22 protein-coding genes and 1 rRNA gene are annotated in these 21,627 nt (G+C 51.7%); 8 read left to right on the plus strand and 15 right to left on the minus strand.

Annotated elements, in window-relative coordinates:
* A 5S ribosomal RNA gene (gene rrf, locus AC1931_RS00005) occupies window positions 1–86 on the plus strand; the annotation flags it as partial.
* A 62-nt stretch (window positions 87–148) separates the two neighbouring features.
* Here the strand turns inward: rrf and AC1931_RS00010 are convergent.
* The 12 genes from AC1931_RS00010 to AC1931_RS00065 all read right to left on the minus strand — a co-directional run bounded on the left by AC1931_RS00010 (window position 149) and on the right by AC1931_RS00065 (window position 13,643).
* Window positions 149–1,513 (minus strand): sigma-54-dependent transcriptional regulator, encoded by a 1,365-nt coding sequence (locus tag AC1931_RS00010; RefSeq protein ID WP_483875175.1) that lies wholly within the window; start codon window positions 1,511–1,513, stop codon window positions 149–151.
* A 26-nt stretch (window positions 1,514–1,539) separates the two neighbouring features.
* Entirely contained in the window at window positions 1,540–3,777 is a 2,238-nt protein-coding gene (locus AC1931_RS00015) for a sensor histidine kinase (protein ID WP_483875176.1), read from the minus strand.
* A gap of 152 nt (window positions 3,778–3,929) precedes the next feature.
* The gene (gene lpxC, locus AC1931_RS00020; RefSeq protein WP_483875177.1) at window positions 3,930–4,859 is read right to left on the minus strand and encodes a UDP-3-O-acyl-N-acetylglucosamine deacetylase; all 930 of its coding nucleotides are present in this window, start codon (window positions 4,857–4,859) and stop codon (window positions 3,930–3,932) included.
* A gap of 201 nt (window positions 4,860–5,060) precedes the next feature.
* Entirely contained in the window at window positions 5,061–6,749 is a 1,689-nt protein-coding gene (locus AC1931_RS00025; RefSeq protein ID WP_483875178.1) for an ABC1 kinase family protein, read from the minus strand.
* Between the two features lie 20 nt (window positions 6,750–6,769).
* On the minus strand, window positions 6,770–7,117 hold the full coding sequence (locus AC1931_RS00030; protein ID WP_483875179.1) for a phasin family protein: 348 nt from the start codon (window positions 7,115–7,117) through the stop codon (window positions 6,770–6,772).
* A gap of 90 nt (window positions 7,118–7,207) precedes the next feature.
* Complete coding sequence (locus AC1931_RS00035; RefSeq protein WP_483875180.1) at window positions 7,208–7,735, minus strand: epoxyqueuosine reductase QueH; 528 nt, start codon at window positions 7,733–7,735, stop codon at window positions 7,208–7,210.
* A 55-nt stretch (window positions 7,736–7,790) separates the two neighbouring features.
* Window positions 7,791–9,785: a hypothetical protein gene (locus tag AC1931_RS00040; protein ID WP_483875181.1), complete on the minus strand. Its 1,995-nt coding sequence runs from the start codon at window positions 9,783–9,785 to the stop codon at window positions 7,791–7,793.
* Between the two features lie 10 nt (window positions 9,786–9,795).
* A complete protein-coding gene (gene ruvB / locus AC1931_RS00045; protein WP_483875182.1) occupies window positions 9,796–10,821 on the minus strand; it encodes a Holliday junction branch migration DNA helicase RuvB in 1,026 nt (341 codons plus the stop codon).
* A gap of 19 nt (window positions 10,822–10,840) precedes the next feature.
* Window positions 10,841–11,440, minus strand: a complete 600-nt coding sequence (ruvA, locus tag AC1931_RS00050) for a Holliday junction branch migration protein RuvA (RefSeq protein ID WP_483875183.1) — start codon at window positions 11,438–11,440, stop codon at window positions 10,841–10,843.
* Window positions 11,440–11,958, minus strand: coding sequence for a crossover junction endodeoxyribonuclease RuvC (gene ruvC / locus AC1931_RS00055; RefSeq protein ID WP_483875184.1), 519 nt, complete (start codon window positions 11,956–11,958; stop codon window positions 11,440–11,442). Before ruvC ends, ruvA begins: the two co-directional genes overlap by 1 nt.
* Window positions 11,959–11,986: 28 nt before the next feature.
* On the minus strand, window positions 11,987–12,733 hold the full coding sequence (locus AC1931_RS00060; protein WP_483875185.1) for a YebC/PmpR family DNA-binding transcriptional regulator: 747 nt from the start codon (window positions 12,731–12,733) through the stop codon (window positions 11,987–11,989).
* 103 nt (window positions 12,734–12,836) lie between these two features.
* Window positions 12,837–13,643, minus strand: coding sequence for a cytidylate kinase family protein (locus tag AC1931_RS00065; protein WP_483875186.1), 807 nt, complete (start codon window positions 13,641–13,643; stop codon window positions 12,837–12,839).
* Window positions 13,644–13,917: 274 nt separating this feature from the next.
* Between AC1931_RS00065 and AC1931_RS00070 the strand changes: the two genes are divergently transcribed.
* Window positions 13,918–15,096 (plus strand): class I SAM-dependent methyltransferase, encoded by a 1,179-nt coding sequence (locus AC1931_RS00070; RefSeq protein WP_483875187.1) that lies wholly within the window; start codon window positions 13,918–13,920, stop codon window positions 15,094–15,096.
* A 67-nt stretch (window positions 15,097–15,163) separates the two neighbouring features.
* Entirely contained in the window at window positions 15,164–15,388 is a 225-nt protein-coding gene (locus AC1931_RS00075) for a NifU family protein (protein ID WP_483875188.1), read from the plus strand.
* Window positions 15,389–15,475: 87 nt separating this feature from the next.
* Here the strand turns inward: AC1931_RS00075 and AC1931_RS00080 are convergent, their stop codons facing one another.
* Both AC1931_RS00080 and AC1931_RS00085 read right to left on the minus strand, forming a co-directional pair.
* Window positions 15,476–16,531, minus strand: a complete 1,056-nt coding sequence (locus AC1931_RS00080; RefSeq protein WP_483875189.1) for a DUF362 domain-containing protein — start codon at window positions 16,529–16,531, stop codon at window positions 15,476–15,478.
* Between the two features lie 159 nt (window positions 16,532–16,690).
* Window positions 16,691–17,533, minus strand: coding sequence for an esterase/lipase family protein (locus AC1931_RS00085; protein WP_483875190.1), 843 nt, complete (start codon window positions 17,531–17,533; stop codon window positions 16,691–16,693).
* 157 nt (window positions 17,534–17,690) lie between these two features.
* Between AC1931_RS00085 and xerC the strand changes: the two genes are divergently transcribed.
* Together xerC and AC1931_RS00095 are read left to right on the plus strand one after the other, a co-directional pair.
* Window positions 17,691–18,590 carry a tyrosine recombinase XerC gene (gene xerC, locus AC1931_RS00090; RefSeq protein WP_483875191.1) on the plus strand — a complete coding sequence of 300 codons (900 nt, stop codon included), beginning with the start codon at window positions 17,691–17,693 and terminating at the stop codon, window positions 18,588–18,590.
* A gap of 100 nt (window positions 18,591–18,690) precedes the next feature.
* Window positions 18,691–19,293 (plus strand): peroxiredoxin, encoded by a 603-nt coding sequence (locus AC1931_RS00095; protein WP_483875192.1) that lies wholly within the window; start codon window positions 18,691–18,693, stop codon window positions 19,291–19,293.
* Window positions 19,294–19,435: 142 nt separating this feature from the next.
* On the opposite strand, the gene AC1931_RS00100 is transcribed toward AC1931_RS00095, so the two are convergent.
* Window positions 19,436–19,645, minus strand: coding sequence for a hypothetical protein (locus tag AC1931_RS00100; RefSeq protein WP_483875193.1), 210 nt, complete (start codon window positions 19,643–19,645; stop codon window positions 19,436–19,438).
* Here AC1931_RS00100 and pilM point away from each other — a divergent pair, their 5' ends adjacent.
* From pilM to gspM, 3 genes are read left to right on the plus strand one after another with little or no spacing between them, the layout of a single operon-like run.
* Window positions 19,646–20,371, plus strand: coding sequence for a type IV pilus biogenesis protein PilM (gene pilM / locus AC1931_RS00105; protein WP_483875194.1), 726 nt, complete (start codon window positions 19,646–19,648; stop codon window positions 20,369–20,371).
* Complete coding sequence (locus AC1931_RS00110; protein ID WP_483875195.1) at window positions 20,368–20,976, plus strand: PilN domain-containing protein; 609 nt, start codon at window positions 20,368–20,370, stop codon at window positions 20,974–20,976. The genes pilM and AC1931_RS00110 overlap by 4 nt, the downstream gene beginning before the upstream one ends.
* The gene (gspM, locus tag AC1931_RS00115) at window positions 20,976–21,626 is read left to right on the plus strand and encodes a type II secretion system protein GspM (protein ID WP_483875196.1); all 651 of its coding nucleotides are present in this window, start codon (window positions 20,976–20,978) and stop codon (window positions 21,624–21,626) included. The genes AC1931_RS00110 and gspM overlap by 1 nt, the downstream gene beginning before the upstream one ends.
* Window position 21,627: the final 1 nt, after the last annotated feature.

Here is a 21,627-nt window from a genome sequence, read left to right on the forward strand (position 1 = left end):
TTCCCATCCCGAACACAGAAGTTAAGTCCTACCGCGCCGATGATACTGCATTGGAAACGATGTGGGAAAGTAGGTCGCCGCCGAAATTATACCCCAAAAAGCCCTCCAGTTACTGGAGGGCTTTTTTTTTATCTTTATTTCTGGCTACTTAGTCGGGGTTAAGTTGATAGTATTTGATTTTTCTGTGAAGGTTGGAGCGCTCCAGACCGATTTCTTCGGCGGTACGCGAAATGTTCCAGCTGTTCTTTTTTAATTTTTCAATCAGAAACTGTTCCTCAAAAATTTCTTTTGCTTCCTTATATGAGTCCGGCAGGTCTTCCACAAGTGTTGCAGTCAGAGTGTCAGAAGGCCTTAAGTGGCTGATATCCTGTGGTAAATCAGAGGGTTTTATCTCTGTTCCCGGGGTCATTATCACCAAGCGTTCAATCAGGTTTTTTAACTCTCTGACATTTCCAGGCCAATCGTAAGCCATCATGCATTGCAGGGCATCATCGCTGATCGTTTTATTTTCCCGGCTTTCTTTACTGCAGAAAAAATGCAAAAAGTGGTTGCACAAAAGGGGAATATCTTCTTTGCGATGGCTTAGTGATGGCACCACAAAAGGGAGAACATTGAGGCGGAAATATAGATCTTCACGGAAGTTTCCACTTTTTATCTCCTGCGGCAGGATCTTATTGGTTGCCGCAATCACCCGCACATCAACCACGATAGTACGGTTGCCACCAACCCGCTCAAACTTGTGTTCCTGCAGGATCCGCAGAATTTTTGCCTGGGTTTTCAGGCTCATGTCACCTATTTCATCAAGAAACAAGGTGCCGCCGTTGGCCTGATCAAACTTTCCACGTCGCGCCGCTGTTGCTCCGGTAAAGGCGCCTTTTTCATGCCCAAATAATTCAGACTCAATCAGCTCTTCCGGAATCGCAGCACAATTAACTTCTACAAAAGGCTTGTCACTCCGGCCGGACTGTTGATGAATGGCACGTGCCACCAGTTCTTTGCCGGTACCATTTTCACCGGTAATCAATACCCAGCCGGAACTGGGTGCCGCGACCTTGATTTGAGCTTTAAGTTTTCTGATCGCCTGGCTTTCTCCAATCATCTGATAATCGCGCGCCAATTTTTCTTTAAGGGCCGTGTTTTCAGCAACTAATTGTCCGATCTTCAAGGCATTTTCAATGGATAACAGGACTTTTTCCAACGACAGGGGTTTTTCAATAAAATCGAAGGCTCCAAGGCGGGTTGCCTTGATGGCGGTTTCAATTGTTCCGTGGCCGCTCATCATGACAACCAGTTGCTGTGACCTGGTCTGTTTGATTCTTTTCAGGGTTTCAAGTCCGTCAATTCCGGGCATCCAGATGTCGAGAAGAATCAGGTCGGGATCTTCAGCATTCATCATCTGCAGGCATTGTTCGCCATTGGCCGCAAAGGTGGTTTTAAAGCCTTCATCTTTTAGTATTCCTTCAAGGCTTTGACGTATACTCTCTTCATCATCAACGATAAGGATATGTTTCATCAGTAGGTATTCCTGTCGGTCAGTGCTCAGACGCTATCGTCTGCCGGTAATTCGATAATAAACTGGGTGCCCTGAGGCTCGTTATCTTTGACCCGGATATAACCGTTGTGGTCGGCAACGACGGTAGAAACAATCGCAAGGCCGAGACCTGTGCCGGTTTTTTTAGTGGAAAAGTAGGGTTCAAACAGGCGCGGCTTGTTTTGCACCGGAATGCCGCAGCCGGTGTCTGAAACTGTCAGGGTAATAATATTGATCTCCTGATTAAAGCTGGAACCCAGTGTGATCGACCCATTGGCGGGGGTAGCACTGACAGCATTTTCCAGCAAATTGATCAGTACCCGTTTGATCTGCTCACGGTCAAATTTACTGTTGGGCAGATTGTTGTCAAGGAGTGTATCAAACCTGATATCCTTATGGGCCTGACGATAGAGGGTCAGACATTCGAGGATAACGTCATTCAGGTTATTCAGGGTAGGATTGGTGGCCGGCATGCGGGCAAAGTTGGAAAACTCGTTAACCAGATTCTTCAACTCATCAACCTGTTTGCTGATCATGCTGGTACACTCGTCAAAGACATCGTCCTCGGCATTGAAGCGATCAAGATAGCGGCGGCGTAGACGCTGTGCGGAGAGCTGGATGGGGGTTAACGGATTTTTGATTTCGTGGGCAATGCGGCGTGCCACCTCTCGCCATGCGGCCATGCGCTGAGCCTTGTATAGTTGCGTAAGATCATCAAAAACAACAACAGTTCCCATAAAATTATTTTCATTGTCCCGCAGCGTGGTCAGGTTGATCATCAAGGTGTATTTTTCAGCACCTATGGGAATGGTCATGTGCTGACGCACCGTGCCTTTTTCTGAATAGAAGAGATCTTTTAGCAGAGTCATGATCTGAGGCATATATACATTGGGGATAACTTCTCTGAAGTCCCTGCCAAGGACCTTGTCTGCTTTCATGTGCAGGAGGTTTTCCGCCGATTTGTTTACCGTGGTCAAGCAGCCATGGCGATCAATGGAAATAACCCCGGCAGTAACGTTCGCCAGAACAATTTCCATGTAGTTGCGGCGCCGGTCAAGTTCGAGATTGGAGCGCTTGAGTTCCAGGTTGGCGGCGTTTATTTCCTGGCGACCATAACGTAAATCGCCGGTCATTTTGTTGAATGCCTGTACCAGGGCACCAATTTCGTCGGTACTGGTGGTTTCCAGCTGAATGTCAAGATCTCCCGATGCTACCCGTGTTGTTGCGCTTACCAACTCCTGGATCGGGACGGTAATGCCGCGGGCCAGGTGGAAGCCGAACCAGGTGGCCAGAAACATGATGATCAGTGCGATCAGCAGCAAAACAATGACGTAGCTCTGCTGAATCTGTCCCTTGATGGATCGAGTGGTTTTATACTGTTCGACCGAAGAGGCAATCTCCTTCATTTTGACAATGAGGGAGTAGGGAACGTAATAGTTGACAACCACAACACCGACGATGTCCCTGGAATCCCAGTTTGATTGTACCGGAACAATACCACGGATCAAATCGGCCTGGCCGACCGTTGTAATCTGCGAAAATCGTATTCCCTGCAGACCTTCTCGCACCGGGTCTGAAGTAGCCGGCGTAATGTCGAAAATTGGCAGCTTCGGGTTGGCAACCCGCACCAGTTCTTCATGGGTTGCCGAGAAAACTTCAACGATGCCTAAATTGTATTCCTCCTGCTTTTCCTTGATGAGTTCGCGCAGTTGTGGAAGATTTTCCTCATTGAGAAGGCGCTCGCGGCGGATTCGTTGACTCAATTGGTCAGCATAATACAGGGCGTTGGCTTCTGAATTACGGTAGTAGGTTTGCGCAACCTCAAGGGATTCATCCAGAGCCATCTCGACCTGGGTGCTGAACCAGTTGTCAATACTGTTGCGAATAAAGCCGGCCGATACCAAAAAAAGCAACAGGGTAGGAATCAGGGATAGCGCAATGAATGCTCCAACCAGCTTACTGCGGAGCTTGGCGCCGGGGACACCACGGCGGCGTTCCAGCAGCAGTTTGAACAGGTTGCGAAAAATCAGGAACAAAAACAGCAGGATCAGCAGGATATTCAGATTGATCACAGCCAGGGCGATGATGCTGTTGCTGATCGGTAGTTGTGATGTCAGATCTACCAGATGTACTTCAAGTTGGGGAATGAGCAGAAGCAGTATGAGCGCTAAAAGAATCGCGAACCAATCACGACTTTTACGCCGAGGCTTGGATGTTTCGTCAGAATGTGAGTCGGTAGTTGTCATGCAAGCCTGCCTCGCTGGAACATTATCGCTGCGCTTGCTGATTTTAGAGAATGCGTGCCGACAACACAAGCATGATAGGTGGTTTCTTCCGGATAAAAAAAGAGCAGCCGGATACGGGCCGCTCTTTTGTGGATCTGCGAAGGCTTATTGTTTTATGCTTTGTTGAAAACAAGTTCAGTAGCACGGGCACCGGAAAAAACGCGCTGGGCCTCGCGCAAGGCTTCTTCAGTGAAATCGACATAGACCCAGTGGTCAGGATGATTTTCAATCAGCCTGACCATTTTGGCGTTAAGATCATGGCCGGCTTTGAATGCGCGGATATGGCCGAGCAGCGGCGCCCCCAGCAGACTGAAGTCGCCCACAGCGTCAAGGATCTTATGGCGCACAAACTCGTTATGGTAGCGTAATCCTTCGGGATTCATCACCCCGTTGTCGTCGATCACCACGGCGTTTTCGAGGGAACCACCACGGGCCAGACCGTTAGCTTTGAGGTATTCTACCTCATGAAGAAAGCCAAAGGTGCGGGATGAGGCAATCTCTTTGCAGAAGCTTTCGGTGTCAAACTTGAAGCTGTGATTCTGCACTGAAATAGCCGGATGATCAAAGGCGATATCAAAAGTGATTCTGAAAAAGCGTGAGGGGATAAGGCTGATCCGTTTTTCCCCTTCAATGATTTCCAGCGGTTTGCGAATCGCTATGAATTTGCGTGGTTCGCCCAGCGTGGTAAATCCCACCTGTTGAAATTCGCGCACAAAATGAGCAGCGCTGCCATCCAGCACCGGTACTTCCGGGCCGTCGATGTCGATATGCAGATTGTCGATAGAAAAAGCTGCTAGTGCAGCCATCAGGTGTTCAATGGTCGACACGGTGACACCATTGTGCCCGATCACGGTCGCCATGCGGGTATCGACAACATTTTTTGAACAGGCCTTGATGCTGACGTTCGTGTCACCATCAGTGCGATGAAAAATAATACCGGTATTGGCTGTAGCCGGGCGCATGCGCATATTAATGCGCGCACCGCTATGCAGGCCGATTCCGGAAATGTTGATGTTTTTAGAGAGCGTGCGCTGAAAAATCATTGAGATTCCGATCTGCTGGATATTTATAGCATTTAACCTGATCCTAACATTAAGCAAAAGTTGTGCCATCTGCTAGATGTCTTAAACTGCTGAATTTATTGAAGGCAGATGTCTGGATTTTTTTAGAGTGTGGCGGGTTCGTGATGGAATCAGAAATTTGCTGTGGTGATTATGCCACAGTTACATGCCGTCACCAGCCTGTTACAGTCGGCCGGATCTGAGAATGGCGATGGCCAGACCAAAGCCGAGAAAGCCGGCAACCGAATATCCAAATAAACCAATAACAGGGAATCCCATCAGGCTTGGACCTTTATCGATTTGCATAACGACAGAGGAACCGATAATCAGCGCAGCAATCACCATGCTGAAGGAAATCCGGTTGGTCGATTTTTCCAGGTCAGTAACCAGCCGCTCCAGACCACGGTGTTCCAGATCTATTTTGAACTGATTACGATTGATACGATTGATGAATTCTTTGATGTCTTTTGGCAGGCTTTTGCTCAGAGCGTGGTATTCGCGGATGGTACCGGCAATATCCCTGGTCATGTTACCGGGAGAGTAGCGTTTTTTGACTATCTCCTCAGCAAAAGGTCGCAGTTGCTCAACCATGTTGAAGTGTGGATCGAGCTGTCTGCCAATGCCCTCCATGGCAATCAGTGAGCGTGACAGCAGCATCAGATTGGAAGGAAACTTGATCTGGTAGTGCGAAAGGATCTGGATAAAATCAAACAGCAGCTTGCCGACCTTGATGTCCTGCAGCAGGGTGTCGTAATAGTCTTCAATAAATTCAGAAAGTTCATGGCGCAGACTTTTACGGTTTGACTCGTCGTTAAGATCCCCTGAGTATAATAACTGTGTGATGATGTGGTCGGCATCACGGCGCAATACGGCCAGGAGCAGTTCAGTGAGATGAAGTTTGAGTTCATCGTCCAGTCGCCCGACCATGCCGAAGTCGAAGATACAGATGACATCATCTTCCAGAATGTGCAGATTACCGGGATGAGGATCTGCATGAAACAGTCCGAATTGAAAAACCTGCTTAAGAAAGCTGTTTGCTCCGCGCCGGGCGATCAGTTTAAGATCATGTCCGGCACGGTTTAATTCTTCAAAGTTGGAGATCTTGATACCGGATACGTATTCCATAGTCAGGACCGTGTGCCCGGTATACTCCCAATAGACGGCGGGAATATGAACCGTTTCGTCCTCCTCAAAATTTTTCCGAAAACGATCAATGGTTCGTCCTTCTCGGGAGAAATCGAGTTCGCGTTGAATCGATCGACGAAATTCCTTGACGATGCCCACCGGGTCGTACATGTCGGCCCCCGGCAGGTGCTTGTTGGCCAGGTAGGCGAGCCCCATCATAATATCTACGTCGGTAGTGATTAACGCCTCGATCCCTGGGCGGCGAATCTTGCAGACAACCTTGGTGCCGTCTTTCAACGTTGCCCGGTGAACCTGGGCCATGCTCGCGGTAGCCAGGGGAATGGTCTCAAAGGAGGTAAAGAGGTCTTCTGCCGGATATCCGAGCTCGGAATGGATCTGTGCCTGGACTTCATCAAGGGGCACTGCCGGAAGGTGGTCCTGAAGTTTTTTGAGTTCGTTGATGATATCTTCGGGAACCAGATCGGGGCGGGTGGATAGTAACTGCCCAAGTTTGATGAAGGTCGGCCCCAGTTCTTCGAGAGCCAGACGAAAACGCGCGCCGTGGGGAAGTCGTTGCAGGTCCCGCGAGGTTGACCCGAAAGTAACCGCGCGTTTGCCGAGTTGAATATAATAATCGATATTGAGCTGTTCGATGATATGGCCGAAGCCATACTTGAACAGCACAGAAAGTACCTGACGGTAGCGCTTAAGCGACCGGACATTGCGGTTGAATCGATTAAAAGGCAAAATTGTGTCCTGCCGGCAACCTATTGCTCAATTGCTTTGAGTTTTTTTTCCAGGGCATCCACCTTTTTCTCGAGGGTATCCGCCTTTTTCTCCAGGGCCGTCGCCTTTTTCTCCAGGGCATGAAATTCTTCTTCTGTTACGACGCCCATCCGTTCAAGGGCTTTTTTGACCTCTTCCTGTGCTACTGACTCCAGCTTGCGCTGGTTTTCCTTGGCTGTTTGTTGCAACTTGTCCAACAGCTTTTTGCCTTCTTCTTCACTTAAGTTAAGACGTTCCTTGAGGTCGCACACTAACTCTTCTGCTTTTTTTTGTGACATGGACAGAGCCCCAAGACCGGTAAGTAATGTTTTTTCGATGATTTCAATCATAATAAACTCCTTGCGACTGTTTGAAGTGACCTGTCGTTGCGTTTGATTATAACAGTTGGGCTGGATGCTTCAACCATGAACAGAGGGGGATCATCCGGCGTAGCGATCCCGCTCAGAATAAATGCAGCCACAGTATTGCTGGCGGTAGAGACCCAGCTGCTTGGAAATTCTGATCCCTTCGTTCCAGCCGCGACGATAATCCTCGTAAAAAAAAGTTAACCGGAATTCTGCCGCCAGCTGCCGACCATAATCAACAATTGCATCATGCTGCTGGTAACGTGAATAGAGCAGGGTCGTGGTGAACGCTTCAGCACCTGTCTTGTGCGCCTGCTCGGCCGCTACGCGCAAGCGCGACTGATAGCAATATTTGCAGCGTTGTTCGGGCTTCTGGGCAACATGTGCGAGAAACTCATCGAGAAGATAGTTGTCATTAACCACCAGCGGCAGTTTGACCTGATTGGCGTACTCACGAGTGGTAGCCAGGCGTTTACGAAATTCCTGATAGGGATGGATATTGTGATTGTAGAAAAAGCCTGTTACCTCGTGCTCTTGCTGACGCAGCATGGTGACCGGGTAAATGGCGCAGTTGGCGCAGCAGATGTGGAGTAGAATGTTCATAGCTTCCGTTTTTTTCTAGGGATGTTAACCATGTTGAGTCATCTGCAGGCCGCTGTCAATTTTTAAACCAGTCCGGATCGGGCAGTTCAAGTTTTTTCCAGATATTGCGGACCAGATTGCGCGCCGCCTGTGGCTTTTCCATCTGTCTGTAGCTTAAGTCGCTCAACAGTTGATGCAGGTTGTCGAGATCCTTGCGGTAGCGTTGCAGGATCTGCTCCAGCTGCTTGCGATCGCTGGGCAGATCGAAAGCCGTTTTGCCCAGGCGGGAGCAGATCAGCAACGCCTGCTCAAGCTCTTCCCCGTAACCGTTTAAGGGCCGACCTTCTCCATCGACCATATCGAATTGACCAAGGAGCTTGGAAACGACTTTAAGGGGCGGAGTGATGACATAGTTTAGCATGTCGGGATGGTCAAGAAAATACAGGTACTGATCCGGAAAATTGGGAATGCCGTGGGCTTGTAGTTGTTCGATGATCTGCTGTTTGACGTTTTTTGATGCTTGAACGGTAGTTTTGCCGGCAGGTGCTTCTTTGTCTGTTTTGGGCTCAGGTAACCGCAGGGCACTGATTAATTGCTGGCGAAATTGCTCCGGTTCAGTAAAAACAAGGGACACTTCAGCCTTGTCGGCGGCGGCCTTAATTAGTGTCGGCTCGGTATTCAGCGGGGAGCGAGAAAGTGATAAGCACAAGCTGAGCTCACTCTTGACGATTTCACGCAGATGGAAATGTTCACACAAAAGTGACCACAGGGGATCATCAGCAGCGGTCTCGACCAGGTCAACAGGGCATTCAATCTGCAGGTGTTGTTGCGGCTGAGAAATACCGAGGAGGTGGATCAATTGCCATTTCCAACGTGGTTGATCGGTCAGGATCTTGAAATTGCGATGTGGCCACGATGTGCGCAGTCGGGCACTAAACAGGGCTCTTTCGTTGCGGGAGATGGGGATCGGGCTCAGTAACCAGGCCGAAAGATTGCCGCGACAGATAGTTTCCGGGGTTAATGACATCAATGAGTCGTAGTAGAATGTCGGCAGTGGCAGGCTGGCAAGCTCGCGCGTAATAGCGGTGCCGGCCAACAGTAAGGGCGAATCAGACAGAACCGCACGCAGGTTGGGACTAACGGCCGGGGTGCGGGGGTACACTAATATGTTGGCCTCTTCCATCGGGCAATTGCCACTCTCCGGATACCAGAGATCAAGAAGATTGCGCAAGCTTTGCTCCATGCGCTGGGTCGGTGTCGTCCAGCATAACTGTTGCAGGCGCAAAAGCAGGTGATGATAGCAGACGGCAGTTTCGTTGGGCAGAGACAGGGGCGCCGCATCCCAGCGGTAGACCAGGCTGGTATTAAAAGGCTCGGGCGCTCGTTCCAAAGCTGTCGTGATAACTTCACCGAGATCTTCAGGAAGCAGGATGTCAGGTAGCAGACCAAATCTCAATGCAGTGAGAAGTTGGAGCAGGAACAGGCGGTTGGCCTCGAGGGCGCGCTGATCGACATCAAAGGCAATTCCCTCAAATTCCTCGGCCCGCTGGCTACGAAAGGCATCGGTCAGGGCGGGCAAAGCAAGTTCTTCGGCAATATTAAACAGGTTGTGAAAGTAATGGTGTGAGAGTTGGCCCCGGGGGATGGCGCCGGTGACCGCAGGAATTTTCAATGCGTCAATAAGATCACGAAGTAGGTGACGAAAAAAATCAGGGTGATCAGTTCCCGGCAAAGGGAAACGTTTCTCTTCACTGATATCACCGTCGCTGATTCGCCATAAACGAACCTGTTCAGTTTCCCAGGTGACAAAGTGACCAAGACCTAAGGCCTCGGTACAGTGTCTGCCCCGTTCCAGTTCTTCAGCCAGATTTTTTTCAGGTAGAAGGACTATCCCGCCGGCCATCATGCTCTGGCGATTGATCCAGAATATCAGTGGTGGTCGAACAACGCCGGCTTCAGTAACGATAGCCGGCAGGCAATCGACGCGGCGAAAAGGCGTGCGCCCATGGTCAATAATATCTTGTGCCCAATTTTTAAGCTGCAGGGCAAACTGTTCGAGATGCTTGGTCATGAACAGATAATCAGTCCTTGAACAGGGAGTCGCTGACAGGGTGTGGCTTTTCGCGATGAAAATGCTGCAGGCAGCTTTCTGTTGCCACGCGCCCACGTGGCGTACGGTTTAAAAAGCCCTTTTGAATCAGATAGGGCTCAATCACTTCTTCAATCGTATCACGCTCCTCGCCGATGGCAGCTGCCAGAGTATCAAGGCCGACGGGACCGCCACCAAACTTGTCGATCATGGTGAGCAGCAACAGCCGGTCCATGTGATCGAGTCCTTGCTGATCAACCTCCAGTCGGCCAAGAGAACGATCAGCTAATTTCTGGCTGATGACACCGTCACCTTCAATTTCAGCAAAATCCCGTACCCGTCGTAACAAACGATTGACAATGCGCGGGGTACCACGACTGCGACGGGCAATCTCCCAGGCCCCTTTTTCGTCAACCGGGATATTCAGGATGCCGGCACTGCGTTTAACGATAGTGGTCAACTCTTCGGTTGAATAAAATTCCAGTCGACAAATAACCCCGAAGCGATCACGCAAGGGGGAAGACAGCAGCCCGGCGCGGGTTGTGGCCCCGACCAGGGTAAACCGCGGGATGTCGAGTTTAATGGTGCGCGCAGAAGGTCCCTGCCCAATGAGGATATCAAGCTGGTAGTCTTCCATTGCCGGGTAGAGGATCTCTTCAACGACTGGCGAGAGGCGGTGGATTTCGTCAATAAAAAGGACGTCACCTTCTTCGAGATTGGTCAGTACCGCAGCCAGATCGCCGGTTTTTTCGATGACCGGCCCCGAAGTGCTCTTGATATTGACCCCCATTTCATGGGCAATAATATTGGCCAGGGTGGTTTTGCCAAGGCCCGGTGGTCCATAGAAAAGGACATGATCGAGGGCTTCGCGGCGGTTACGGGCCGCATCGATGAAAACCTGAAGGTTGCCCCGGGCTTTGGCCTGACCGACATAATCTTTAAGAGAACGGGGGCGCAGCGACAGATCAAGTTGATCTTCTGCCGGCTGACCGGCGGGGTTAATCAGGCGATCATCCATGGACTCTCCGTCAATGCGATTATTTCAGCAGAATCTGCAGCGCTGCTTTAAGAATCTGCTCCAGCGGTGCTCCCGGTGCTGACTTAAGGTTTTTCAGGGCCTGTTTAGCCAGAGACTCTTTATACCCCAGGTTAATCAATGCCGAGAGGGCATCCTGATGGTGTGAGTCGGTCGTATCGGTGTCGGTGTGCGGGACGCTGATAGATGCAGAAATTGCATAAGTGCTGGCTTTGTCCTGTAATTCGAGGACCAGGCGTTCGGCACTTTTCTTGCCGATCCCCGGAATGGCGATCAGGCGGTTGACGTCCCCCTGGCTTAAGGCCAGAGCCAGTTCGGCTGGAGCAATGTGCGAGAGGATGGTGATGCCCAGCTTGGGACCGACACCGGAAACAGATATCAACAGGGTGAATAGATCTTTTTCCGCAACGGTAAAAAACCCGAACAGGGTAATGGCATCCTCCCTGACGTTGGTATGAACCTGCAAACGCACCGATCCGGTTTCCGGCAGACGATAAAAGGTCGACAAAGGAATATGCAGTTGATAGCCGACGCCGCCAACATCAACAATGATATGATCGGGGGCGCGATGAGCCAGTTGGCCGCTAAGCAGGGCAATCATCAGGAGGGTCTCCGTTGTAGCTTGTGCTGGTCCGGTTTTATCTTGTTGTTCAGGTGATGACTATGGGCATGACAAATAGCGACCGCCAGGGCATCGGCGGCATCTTCCTGGGCAATTTCAGGGAGGTTTAGCAGGACCTTGGTCATCTGCTGTACCTGGTTCTTGCCGGCCCGACCATAGCCGACGACCGCTGATTTCACCTGCAGCGCGGAATATTCAAAGACCGGCAAACCGGCATTGACCCCCGCCAGCAGGGCGATGCCACGGGCATGACCAAGCTTGAGCGCCGATGCCGGGTTACGTGCCATGAAGACCTGTTCAACCGCAACCGCATCGGGGTGGTAGCAGGCGATCAAACGACAGATTTCGCTGTAGATGCGGTGCAATCGTAGCGCCAGTTCGGTCTTGCTGTCGGTAAAAATGGCCCCGTTGTCGAGATGGCGCAGGTTGTTACCGCGTTGTTCAATAAAACCGTAGCCGGTGGTTTTGCTCCCCGGATCTATTCCCAGTATGCGCATGCTTCTCGTCAATTCGTGGCTGAATAGCTCAGCCCATAAGTTTTTCCATCTCGTCGTCGTCAATATCGAAGTTGGCGTGGATGTTCTGAACATCATCGTTATCTTCCAGAACGTCAATCATCTTCATCAGGGACTCAGCCTGACTCCCGGTAACTGCTGTCATCGTTTGTGGAATCATGGTGACTTCAGCCGACAGGTAGGTCAGGCCCCGGGCACTTAAGTGATTGCGTACCGCTTCATAGCCAGCTGGTTCAACAATCACTTCAATACAGTCGCCATCATCCTTGACATCCTCTGCGCCGGCTTCAAGTGCAGCTTCAAAGATGGTGTCAAAGTCGTTGCTCTTGTCAAAAATAATCTGTCCCTTGCGGTCAAACATAAAAGCCACTGAGCCACTGACCCCCAGGCTGCCACCGTATTTATTAAAGGCGTGGCGCACCTCTGCTACCGTACGGGTGCGATTGTCGGTCATGAATTCGACCATTACTGCAACGCCGCCAGGACCATAGCCCTCGAACGTGCCCTCTTCGTAGGTGACACCGTCAAGGTCGCCGGTCCCTTTTTTGATTGCCCGCTCGATATTGTCTTTGGGCATGTTGGCTTGTTTGGCTTTGTCAACGGCCAGACGCAGACGCGCGTTCGCTTCCAGGTCCGCTCCGCCGATACGCGCGGATATGGTAATTTCCTTAATCAGTTTGGTGAATATTTTGCCGCGTTTTGCGTCCTGAGCGCCTTTGCGGTGTTTAATGTTTGCCCATTTGCTATGGCCGGCCATCGATCATGCTCCTTGAAACAATTGTGGTAAGGAAAGAAAACGCCGGCAATGCCGGCGTTTGATCTGACAATAAATATGGCACCGGAGCCTGTGACACCGATGATCAGTAGTGAACCACCTTCAGTTTGTCAACAACACTTTTGACCCCTTCGACCTGTTTGGCATTTTCGAGGGCCGCCTGGCGTTCTGCATCGCTGTGGATGTGGCCGGAAAGGACCACTTTGCCGTCGCTTACGTCGATATTAAACCAGATGTCATCAATGCGCTCATCCGCCAGGCGGACAATCTGAATCTTTTTCTGGATGATCAGATCTTTGATGGTCTTTTCGCACAGATGCTGCATTTCTAACAAGTAAGGATCCTCAACCGCGGTTTTGATCAGTTTGACCGCGCAGTCGTTGGTCATGCGTACAGTATTGATGACCAGATCATAGTCGAGGGGGTTTTCCCAGTCACGATCAAAGTAATACTTGATAAATCCGGCGCGCTGCTGGTCACTTCTGCGCACCAGGAAGCGGGCGAGATCCGGATCAATCCACTCCCGTTCGGCCCAACGCCCAACCCGCTCCTCAAAAGGAGCAATGACACGAACCCGCAGGACACTTTGAATGCCTGGGAGCAGATCCTGCCCGCCACGCCCGTAGATGATGACATTCCCCTGCAATGCCCGTTCAAGCACAAAGAGTTGGATGCGGTGAACACTCAGATCAATTTGACGATCGAGGGCGTCGACGAATGCCGGTGGCTTCTCATCGGCCTGTTGCAGTGCAGCTTCGGTCAGGTCATAGGCTGATGCGGCTTCTCTGAGTGCGTCACCATCGACCAGCTCGTAACCGATTTCTTCAGCCAGTTGCTGAGCGATAGGAATCCCTCCGCTGCCCATTTCTCTGGAAAAGGTAATGATTGCCATTTGTTCAATCTCTCCATCATTGGTGAAATCTGTGGTTGCCGGAACCTGTTTTTGTTCCGGAGCTTGTCAGGCGCCCAATATTCGCATGATTTTTCTCATAATTCAATAGCCGTGATAGGGTTGCGGGGGCTTATATGACGTGACCGGTGAGCCGCCGGGTGGTAGCAGCCACTTGACGCCCCTGACTTGCCTTGGAGACATTAAGGGTTGTAATTGGCAAAGCGGGATGGAATAATCCGCGTCTTTAATAAATAATCGGGCCTGGATAACAACGATGACAGTAACATCAGTAGAAGAAAAACCGGAATTTGTCACCTGGTTGCGTCGGCAGATCGAAGCACAACAGGGGATAACCTTTGCGCGCTTCATGGAACTGGCACTCTACCATCCTGACTATGGTTACTATACCTCGGCGCGCACCCGTATCGGTAAACAGGGTGACTTTTTTACCTCTTCCAGTGTGCATCCCGGTTTCGGCCGTTTGATTGCGCGCCAGTTGGAGCAGATGTGGCAACTGCTCGGTCGTGGTAATTTTGTTGTTGCTGAGCAGGGCGCCGGTGAGGGGCATCTGGCAATTGATGTGCTGGATGCCATCAAGGAAGATTTCCCCTCCTGCTACCAATCATTAGCCTATCGCATTGTCGAGATCAGCCCTGATGCCCGCCGACGCCAGCAGGCAACCCTGCACCAGCATGTCGCCGCCGGCCTCGTTGAATGGTGCGCTCTTGACGATCTGGCGGGAATGCGCGGCTGTCTGTTGAGTAATGAACTGGTCGATGCTTTCCCCGTTCATCTGGTTCAGACCGTTGATGGTAAACTGCAGGAAGTTTTTGTGGTGAGCCAACAAGGGGCCTTCGCCGAAGAATTGCGTGCGCCGTCGACTCGGCAGCTGGTGGAATATTTTGAGCAGATCGGTATTGCCCCGGCAGAAGGCAACCGCTGCGAGGTTAATCTGGCGGCGCGTGACTGGATGACGGAGGTCGCCGGCGTCCTTGCCGAAGGTTTTGTGCTGACCATCGACTACGGTTACCTGGCCAAGGACCTTTATGCACCGGAACGCCACGCTGGCACCTTGCTCTGTTATCATAAGCATCAGACCAACGAAGACCCTTATCGGCATATCGGCTGTCAGGACATGACCGCCCACGTCGATTTTACTGCCTTGCAACAGGTCGGGAAAGAAAATGGACTTGAACCCCTTTATTTTGGTCACCAGTACCAATTCCTTATGGGGTTAGGTTTTCTTGAGCTGTTGATGCAGATGCAGAGCCGTGAAACCGATGCCCTTAAAGCGCAAGCGCTGCGCATGAGCATGAAACGCCTGATTCTACCTGAGGCCGGGATGGGGGAAAGTTTCAAGGTGTTGATTCAGGGAAAAAATGTCGGCCATCCTGACTTGCTGTGTGGCCGGCGGATCCAGGATATCCCGTTGCCGGTAACCGGTTTGATCTGATACTTGCACTGGAAATTTGAACGCGTCTATAATGGACTATACAACAACCAAGGGAGGATATAAGCAGATGAAACAACGTGTACAAGATGTGTTGGATATGATTCGCCCGGCACTCCAGGCTGATGGTGGTGATGTCGAGCTGGTGGATGTTTCGGACGAAGGGGTTGTCAGTGTCAAACTGACCGGTGCCTGTGGTTCTTGTCCCATGTCAACCATGACCCTGAAAATGGGTATTGAGAAAAACCTGATGGAGCAGATTCCGGAAGTTAAAGAGGTTGTCCAGGTTCGCTAGGTACTCCCGGACAGCATCCTCATAACAACAGAAGGCCCGTGCACAATGCACGGGCCTTCTGTTGTTAAAACGTCAATTGCCATCCTTTTATGTGCGGCTTGATCGGCGCAGACGACTTGATAACCGTAACAGCAATCCCTGGTGGGTTGTCAGGGCGGCATGAGGGCACAGCTCCTGACAGCAGAAGCAGCGGATGCACAGATCGTAATCAATGTTGAGGCAGTTTTCCTCTATAGCCATGGCCTGGGGCGGGCAATGTTTAACGCAGGCATGGCAACGAACGCAGCGTTGATGATCAACCTGCGGATGTGCGGTCAGCAGATGTTTGAGGCGCCGACCGAAATAGCCGGGGATGCCGAAGTTAACATCGGTCATTTTAGCGGCACGAAAGTGATCGATCTGCAGTTCAACCAGGGGTGTGCCGACCAGTTCAAGCTCGGTCAGATTTGCCAGCGGGCGCCCGCTGGCCAGCGCCTGTTGTTGGGTGAACACCTGCTCCGGCCGCATTTTAACCAGCGCGGTCGCAACCGTATCAACCGCCTGGGCCGAGGTGCCGGCGAGTAGTGCGCCGATCTTTACCGGATCACCGCTGCCCGGGCCTTCCCCCTCCATGCCGATGACTGCGTCAACAATGTTCAGGGTCGGGGGCAGGGCCTCACAGATCTCCAGCAGCATGCGGGCAAACAGATTTTTGTCAGCACCGGCCTGCAGATGCATGCCCGGCTTGCGCATCCCGACTAGAGCACCGAACATGTTTTTAACGGCGCAGGTTAATCCCATCATCTGGTGGGTTTTGAGCTTTGGTACGTTGATGACGACATCGGCATCAAGGATGTCTTTTGCGACTTCAAGCTGGTTAAGAGTTTTACCCTTCGGGTGGACGATGACTGATTCGGAAAAAGGGGCAAACTGGGCTCCGGTTTCTTCAATCACCTCAAAGATCCCGGTTTTGCGGGCCACTGCAGCCGGGCTGCCAATCCCCGGAGAATCTCCGACCGAGACCTGGCCGCCGGCAGCAATGGCCTGTCTGATGATAGCGCGGACGACCTGCGGGTGGGTGGTTACTGCCCGTGCCGGGTCCTTTCCTGACAACATGTTGGGTTTGATGAGGACCCTCTGCCCCGGTTTGATAAAGTTTTTCATGCCACCCAAAGGGGCTAGTAATGTCCGTACAGCATCATCAACTGAGGCAGAATCGTAGTTATCTAGAGCTGTCAGGCTGACCCGGTTTCGTGGTGGAGGGGCGCTTGTGCTCAGATATTGATGCCGGGCTGGTGCGGGAGTAAGCGGCGTAGCCACTATTTAAGCCGCAGGATTTACATTAAGGGCAGTAGCGGTCGCATCAATGGCGGCGGCACGATAGATCAGGGAGGTGTGTCCCATGTCATCGAGTTCAACCTGACTTCCCCAGGTCAGCTGTGCCGAGGTGTTAGGCAGAACCATGTTGTCCTTGCGCGTATAGATATTAACTGTCTGCACCCCGGCAGGTGCAGGCTCGCTGTTCAGCCGACTGAGGAACTCAGATCCGGGCATCAGCAGTTTGCCCAGGGGCATAAAAGAAAAGGGGGTGAGCTTTGAACCCTGATGGGGGGTGCCGAGAAAGATCAGGCGGTCAACCTTGTCCTGCCCGCCGCGGCGCTGGACGTAGTTGCGAGCGATGATTCCACCCATGGAATGGCCAACCAGGTTGACTTTATTAACTCCCAGGCGATGGCGCAGCTCATCAATCTTTTTGGACAACAGCTCTGTCAGAACCTCTTCACTGTGAAAGCCTGACAGGTTGATGGTAACAATATTTTCACAGCCATGACGTTTTAGACGTGATCTGAACCAGAACCAGCAGGCGCGGTTGACAAAGAGGCCATGAAGCAGCAGGGTCGGAGTTACTCCGCGTTTAAGCTGAGGACGGCCCGCAGAGAAAATGCCAAAAGGCACCGTGAGCAAGGTAGTGAAATTGTAAAAAAACTCTGGAAAGAGTAATCGCGGAATGCGCCGCAGATTCTCGCTGCTACAGCGATTTTTTACCAACTCCGGATGGGCATTGGCATATTCATACCAGAGGATACTGAAACTTAGCAGCACAACCAGAAGGTCAAAAAACAGCAGCAGAAACAGCAGAAAAATCAGCACATACAGCAGGCTCATGGTGTTACCTTTTTTATGACGGTGAGCTGAACATCCCGGGCCGGGTTGGTGGGCCGAATAATCCTCGACGGCAACCAGTGTAACGGCTTAAGATGATGGGATTATGCCATGCTCCAGGTCAATCGTCAATCAGCCTCCAGGATGAAAAGGCCCATCAATGGAACATTACCTGACCCTGTTTCAACGGCATCTGGAGGTCGAGCGTAACCTCTCTCCCCATACGGTCAATGCCTACCTGCGCGATCTTCAGCAGTTTTGTAATTTTATAGAAAAGGCCCATGGTGCGCCGGTCGATGCAGACAGCCTTGCCCGCGTTGATGTGTTACTTCTTCGCCGTTTTCTGGCAAATCTGCAAAAAAGCTGTCAGCGTTCCAGCATCGTGCGCAAGCTCTCCTCACTCAAAACCTTTTATCGTTATCTCGAGCGTCGGGGGGTGATCGACTCCTCGCCCATCGCTGCGGTCATGGCGCCACGGCGTCAGCGTTATCTGCCCCGCGTTCTCAGTGCTGAGCAGACCGGTGCCCTGCTTGACACCCCGGTCGATATCTATCCGCAACTGGTCCGCGATCTGGCCATCTGCGAACTTCTCTATTCTTGTGGTTTGCGGGTAAGTGAATTGGCGAGTCTGGATCTTGGTTCCATCGATTTTGAACAACGTCAGGTGCGGGTGGTGGGAAAGGGCAACAAGGAGCGCATTCTACCGGTGGGGCGGACTGCCTGTCACGCTCTTCAACTTTATCTGGAGCAGCGCCCGATGGGGGAAGAAAGAGGGCTGTTTCTCAACTATCGCGGCGGTCGTCTCACCACCCGCAGTATCCAGCGCCTGCTCAAGCGGCGCTTGCTGCAGTTGAATCTGCCAACCGATGTAACCCCTCATGCGTTGCGTCATTCCTTTGCTACTCATCTACTTGATGCCGGCGCTGATTTGCGGGTGATTCAGGAGTTGTTGGGACATGCCTCTCTATCGACCACCCAGCGCTATACCAGTGTCAGCTTTGCTCATCTGACCAGTGTCTATGACCGGGCACATCCGCGCAGTCGAAAAAATAAACCATAATGGTCATCTTTGTTCTTGACTCGCAGGGGAGGATCACTAGAATGACGTCTGATGTCTTTGGTCAACTATTTGTCGTCAATAAAAACAAGGAGTTTTTTCAATGAGCGTGCTTGTAGGAAAGAAAGCCCCGGAAATTAACGCCCCCGCCGTTATGGCCGATGGTTCCATCAATGAGTCATTTTCCCTGTCGGATTATCATGGCAAATACATTGTGTTGTTTTTCTACCCCCTCGATTTTACTTTTGTCTGCCCCACCGAGTTGATTGCCTTCAGTCATCGTATCGCCGAGTTTGAAAAACGGGATGTTCAGGTTCTTGGTTGTTCCATCGATTCCCAGTTTACCCATCTGGCCTGGCGCAATACCCCCGTAGATAATGGTGGTATCGGACCGGTAAAGTATCCGTTGATCGCCGATATCAAACATCAGATCTGCCGTGACTATGATGTTGAACTGGATCCGGCCGGTGTGGCACTGCGTGGTTCGTTTCTTATTGACCGCGAAGGGGTTGTCCGTCACCAGGTCGTCAACGATCTACCCCTGGGACGCAATATCGATGAAATGTTACGCATGGTTGATGCGCTGCAGTTCCATGAAAAACATGGTGAAGTCTGTCCGGCGGGTTGGAAAAAAGGTGATCAGGGGATGGTCGCTGATGGCGATGGTGTTGCCTCCTATCTGGCAGAACAGGCAACAAAATTATAAAGGCTTTTATAGATTTTGTTACTTCTCAATAAAAAAAGGTGGCTTTTGCCACCTTTTTTTATTGATTACCAAACTATAATAAGGTTTAATTTGCCGTATTATTAACAGTTACAAAAAATATCAACAGGAGGATGGTCTGGGCTTAACGTTCAAGCGACGTCAAAAAGGGGGTGCAGCTGTCGGGATCTGCCTGGAGGCGGATGCCTTTACTGTTGCTGGTGTATCCTGTGGGATCGCCGGTCGTCCCCAGCTGACCTTTGCTGACCGGACGGAGGTTACTGACATTCAGCAACGCAAAACCCAGCTTGAAGAGCTTCTGCGCCGCGGCAAGCTCCAGGGCAGGCCTTCTCATGTGATTCTTCCCCTTAACAGTTATCAGACCATGCAGCTCGATTTACCCGATGTTCCCCTGGACGAGGCTCGTCAGGCAGTACGTTGGCAGATCGGTGAGCGTATTGATTACCCGGCAGAGCAGGCACAGATCGATCTTTATCAGATTGCCCCCTTTGCTGGTGAACGGCGCGCGCAGAATTATGCGGTTGCGGCACGGCGTCAGGTGTTGCGTGAGCAGATTGATGTCATTGATGCGGCTGGCCAGCAGTTGCAGACCATTGATATCCCCGAATTTGCCTTGCGCAACGTCTGTGAACTGTTTGTTGATGACCCGCGTGGGGTGGCCTTGCTGTTGCTGCTTGAGCAATCCGGACTTTTTGTTGTGATGCGGGATGGGGTCCTTTATTTGAGTCGACAGTTACCGATGGGAATGAACAGTCTGCTGGCTTATGACCCGGATGATTCAGCCATGATCAGCATGTTCGATACCATTGTCCTGGATATTCAGCGATCCTTCGATTATTGCGAGAGCACCTTTCAGCTGCCGACGGTATCACGCTTGCTGGTTGCCCAGACCCAACAGGAGATTCCGGCGCTGGCCAATTACCTGAGTGACTATCTGACTACGCGGGTTGAGCCGTTACAGCTTGCTGACGTGATGGATATTCCCGATCAAATTAATCAACTGACACTGAATCATTATCTGCTGGCGATTGGTGGTGCCCTGCGCCAGGGAGATAAATGATGCGGCAACAGATCAATCTTTATCAGCCGGGGCTGATTGACCGTCCCGCCCCGCTCTTAAGCCACCAGGCCGGACTTCTGCTCCTGCTGAGCCTGTTGTTGACACTTGTTCTTGGCGGTTACGGATATTGGCGCGGAGTCGCACTGGAACCACAGCGTGCTGAATTGGCACTGCGCCAGGAGCAGATGCGTGTCCGCATTGCCGACCTTGAGCAACAATTTCCCGTCCGCCAGTCGTCACCTTTGTTACAGCAGCGGGTAGCGCGCCTGGAGCAGGAGCGTAAAGCTCTTGGGCAGACCCTTGACGATGTTCTCCAGCGGGAGCAGGGACGCAATGCCGAGGTGCTGGCTGCGCTGGAAGGATTGGCACAGCGCCAACATAACGGGCTCTGGCTTAACCGGATTCGCCTGTCCCGTCAGGGACAGGAGGTGGAATTGTCTGGTCGCGCTTTTACCCCCGAACTGGTGCCCGATTACCTGCAGTGGTTAAGCGACGAAGGCGTTTTTTCCGGTCAGACCTTTTCCCGTTTGCGGCTGTCGCGCCTGCAGGAATTCCCTGGTCATGTTGATTTCAATATTGGTTCCAGTGCTTTAGGAGCACGTTGATGGGCAAGCAGTGGACAGCATTGGTTCAGTGGTTTGATCAGCGCGCTCTACGCGAACGGGCGATCCTGCTGTTGTGTGTGGTTGTGGTGATGGTGACCACGGTCTATCTGTTGGTGCTCGAGCCGGCTACCAAAAATAGAACCCTGGCTCGTCAGCAAATCGAACAGATGATGGTCGAAATCGGTCAGCTGGAAAAGACGGAAACACTGATTAAAGAGCGCTCGCAGGTTGACCCCGATCGGGAGCTGCGTGAACGGCATGATCAACTGGTGGAAGAACTGGCCGAACAACGCCAACAGTTGCATCAGGGCGTGTCACATCTGGTCACGCCGGCAGAAATGCCGGAATTGTTGAAACAGATGCTCACTCAGGGCGATCTTCATTTGATTTCTCTGGAAAATCTGCCGCCGGAACTGATCTCTTCCGACAAAGAGCCCAGCGACCAGTCTTTGCGCCTTTATCGTCACCCAGTGCAACTGGAGTTGCGTGGAGATTATCTGGGCCTGCTGAGCTATCTGCGCCTGCTCGAGCAGTTGCCGCGCTTGCTGGTATGGGAAGAAATAGCTTTGGAGACCCAGGAATATCCGGCCACGAAGATCCGTCTCCGGGTTTATACTCTCGGGCTGTCTGATGAGTGGTTGGGTGGCTGAC

It is taken from the genome of Pelovirga sp. C15f, assembly GCF_057178085.1.

What these genes read in the sequence shown, in the direction of transcription:
- AC1931_RS00010 (WP_483875175.1), bottom strand. Translation starts at nt 1,513, where the DNA reads ATGAAACATATCCTTATCGTTGATGATGAAGAGAGTATACGTCAAAGC.
- AC1931_RS00015 (WP_483875176.1), bottom strand. Translation starts at nt 3,777, where the DNA reads ATGACAACTACCGACTCACATTCTGACGAAACATCCAAGCCTCGGCGT.
- lpxC (WP_483875177.1), bottom strand. Translation starts at nt 4,859, where the DNA reads ATGATTTTTCAGCGCACGCTCTCTAAAAACATCAACATTTCCGGAATC.
- AC1931_RS00030 (WP_483875179.1), bottom strand. Translation starts at nt 7,117, where the DNA reads ATGATTGAAATCATCGAAAAAACATTACTTACCGGTCTTGGGGCTCTG.
- AC1931_RS00035 (WP_483875180.1), bottom strand. Translation starts at nt 7,735, where the DNA reads ATGAACATTCTACTCCACATCTGCTGCGCCAACTGCGCCATTTACCCG.
- AC1931_RS00040 (WP_483875181.1), bottom strand. Translation starts at nt 9,785, where the DNA reads ATGACCAAGCATCTCGAACAGTTTGCCCTGCAGCTTAAAAATTGGGCA.
- ruvB (WP_483875182.1), bottom strand. Translation starts at nt 10,821, where the DNA reads ATGGATGATCGCCTGATTAACCCCGCCGGTCAGCCGGCAGAAGATCAA.
- ruvA (WP_483875183.1), bottom strand. Translation starts at nt 11,440, where the DNA reads ATGATTGCCCTGCTTAGCGGCCAACTGGCTCATCGCGCCCCCGATCAT.
- ruvC (WP_483875184.1), bottom strand. Translation starts at nt 11,958, where the DNA reads ATGCGCATACTGGGAATAGATCCGGGGAGCAAAACCACCGGCTACGGT.
- AC1931_RS00060 (WP_483875185.1), bottom strand. Translation starts at nt 12,733, where the DNA reads ATGGCCGGCCATAGCAAATGGGCAAACATTAAACACCGCAAAGGCGCT.
- AC1931_RS00065 (WP_483875186.1), bottom strand. Translation starts at nt 13,643, where the DNA reads ATGGCAATCATTACCTTTTCCAGAGAAATGGGCAGCGGAGGGATTCCT.
- AC1931_RS00070 (WP_483875187.1), top strand. Translation starts at nt 13,918, where the DNA reads ATGACAGTAACATCAGTAGAAGAAAAACCGGAATTTGTCACCTGGTTG.
- AC1931_RS00075 (WP_483875188.1), top strand. Translation starts at nt 15,164, where the DNA reads ATGAAACAACGTGTACAAGATGTGTTGGATATGATTCGCCCGGCACTC.
- AC1931_RS00080 (WP_483875189.1), bottom strand. Translation starts at nt 16,531, where the DNA reads ATGAAAAACTTTATCAAACCGGGGCAGAGGGTCCTCATCAAACCCAAC.
- AC1931_RS00085 (WP_483875190.1), bottom strand. Translation starts at nt 17,533, where the DNA reads ATGAGCCTGCTGTATGTGCTGATTTTTCTGCTGTTTCTGCTGCTGTTT.
- xerC (WP_483875191.1), top strand. Translation starts at nt 17,691, where the DNA reads ATGGAACATTACCTGACCCTGTTTCAACGGCATCTGGAGGTCGAGCGT.
- AC1931_RS00095 (WP_483875192.1), top strand. Translation starts at nt 18,691, where the DNA reads ATGAGCGTGCTTGTAGGAAAGAAAGCCCCGGAAATTAACGCCCCCGCC.
- AC1931_RS00100 (WP_483875193.1), bottom strand. Translation starts at nt 19,645, where the DNA reads ATGAGAAGGCCTGCCCTGGAGCTTGCCGCGGCGCAGAAGCTCTTCAAG.
- AC1931_RS00110 (WP_483875195.1), top strand. Translation starts at nt 20,368, where the DNA reads ATGATGCGGCAACAGATCAATCTTTATCAGCCGGGGCTGATTGACCGT.
- gspM (WP_483875196.1), top strand. Translation starts at nt 20,976, where the DNA reads ATGGGCAAGCAGTGGACAGCATTGGTTCAGTGGTTTGATCAGCGCGCT.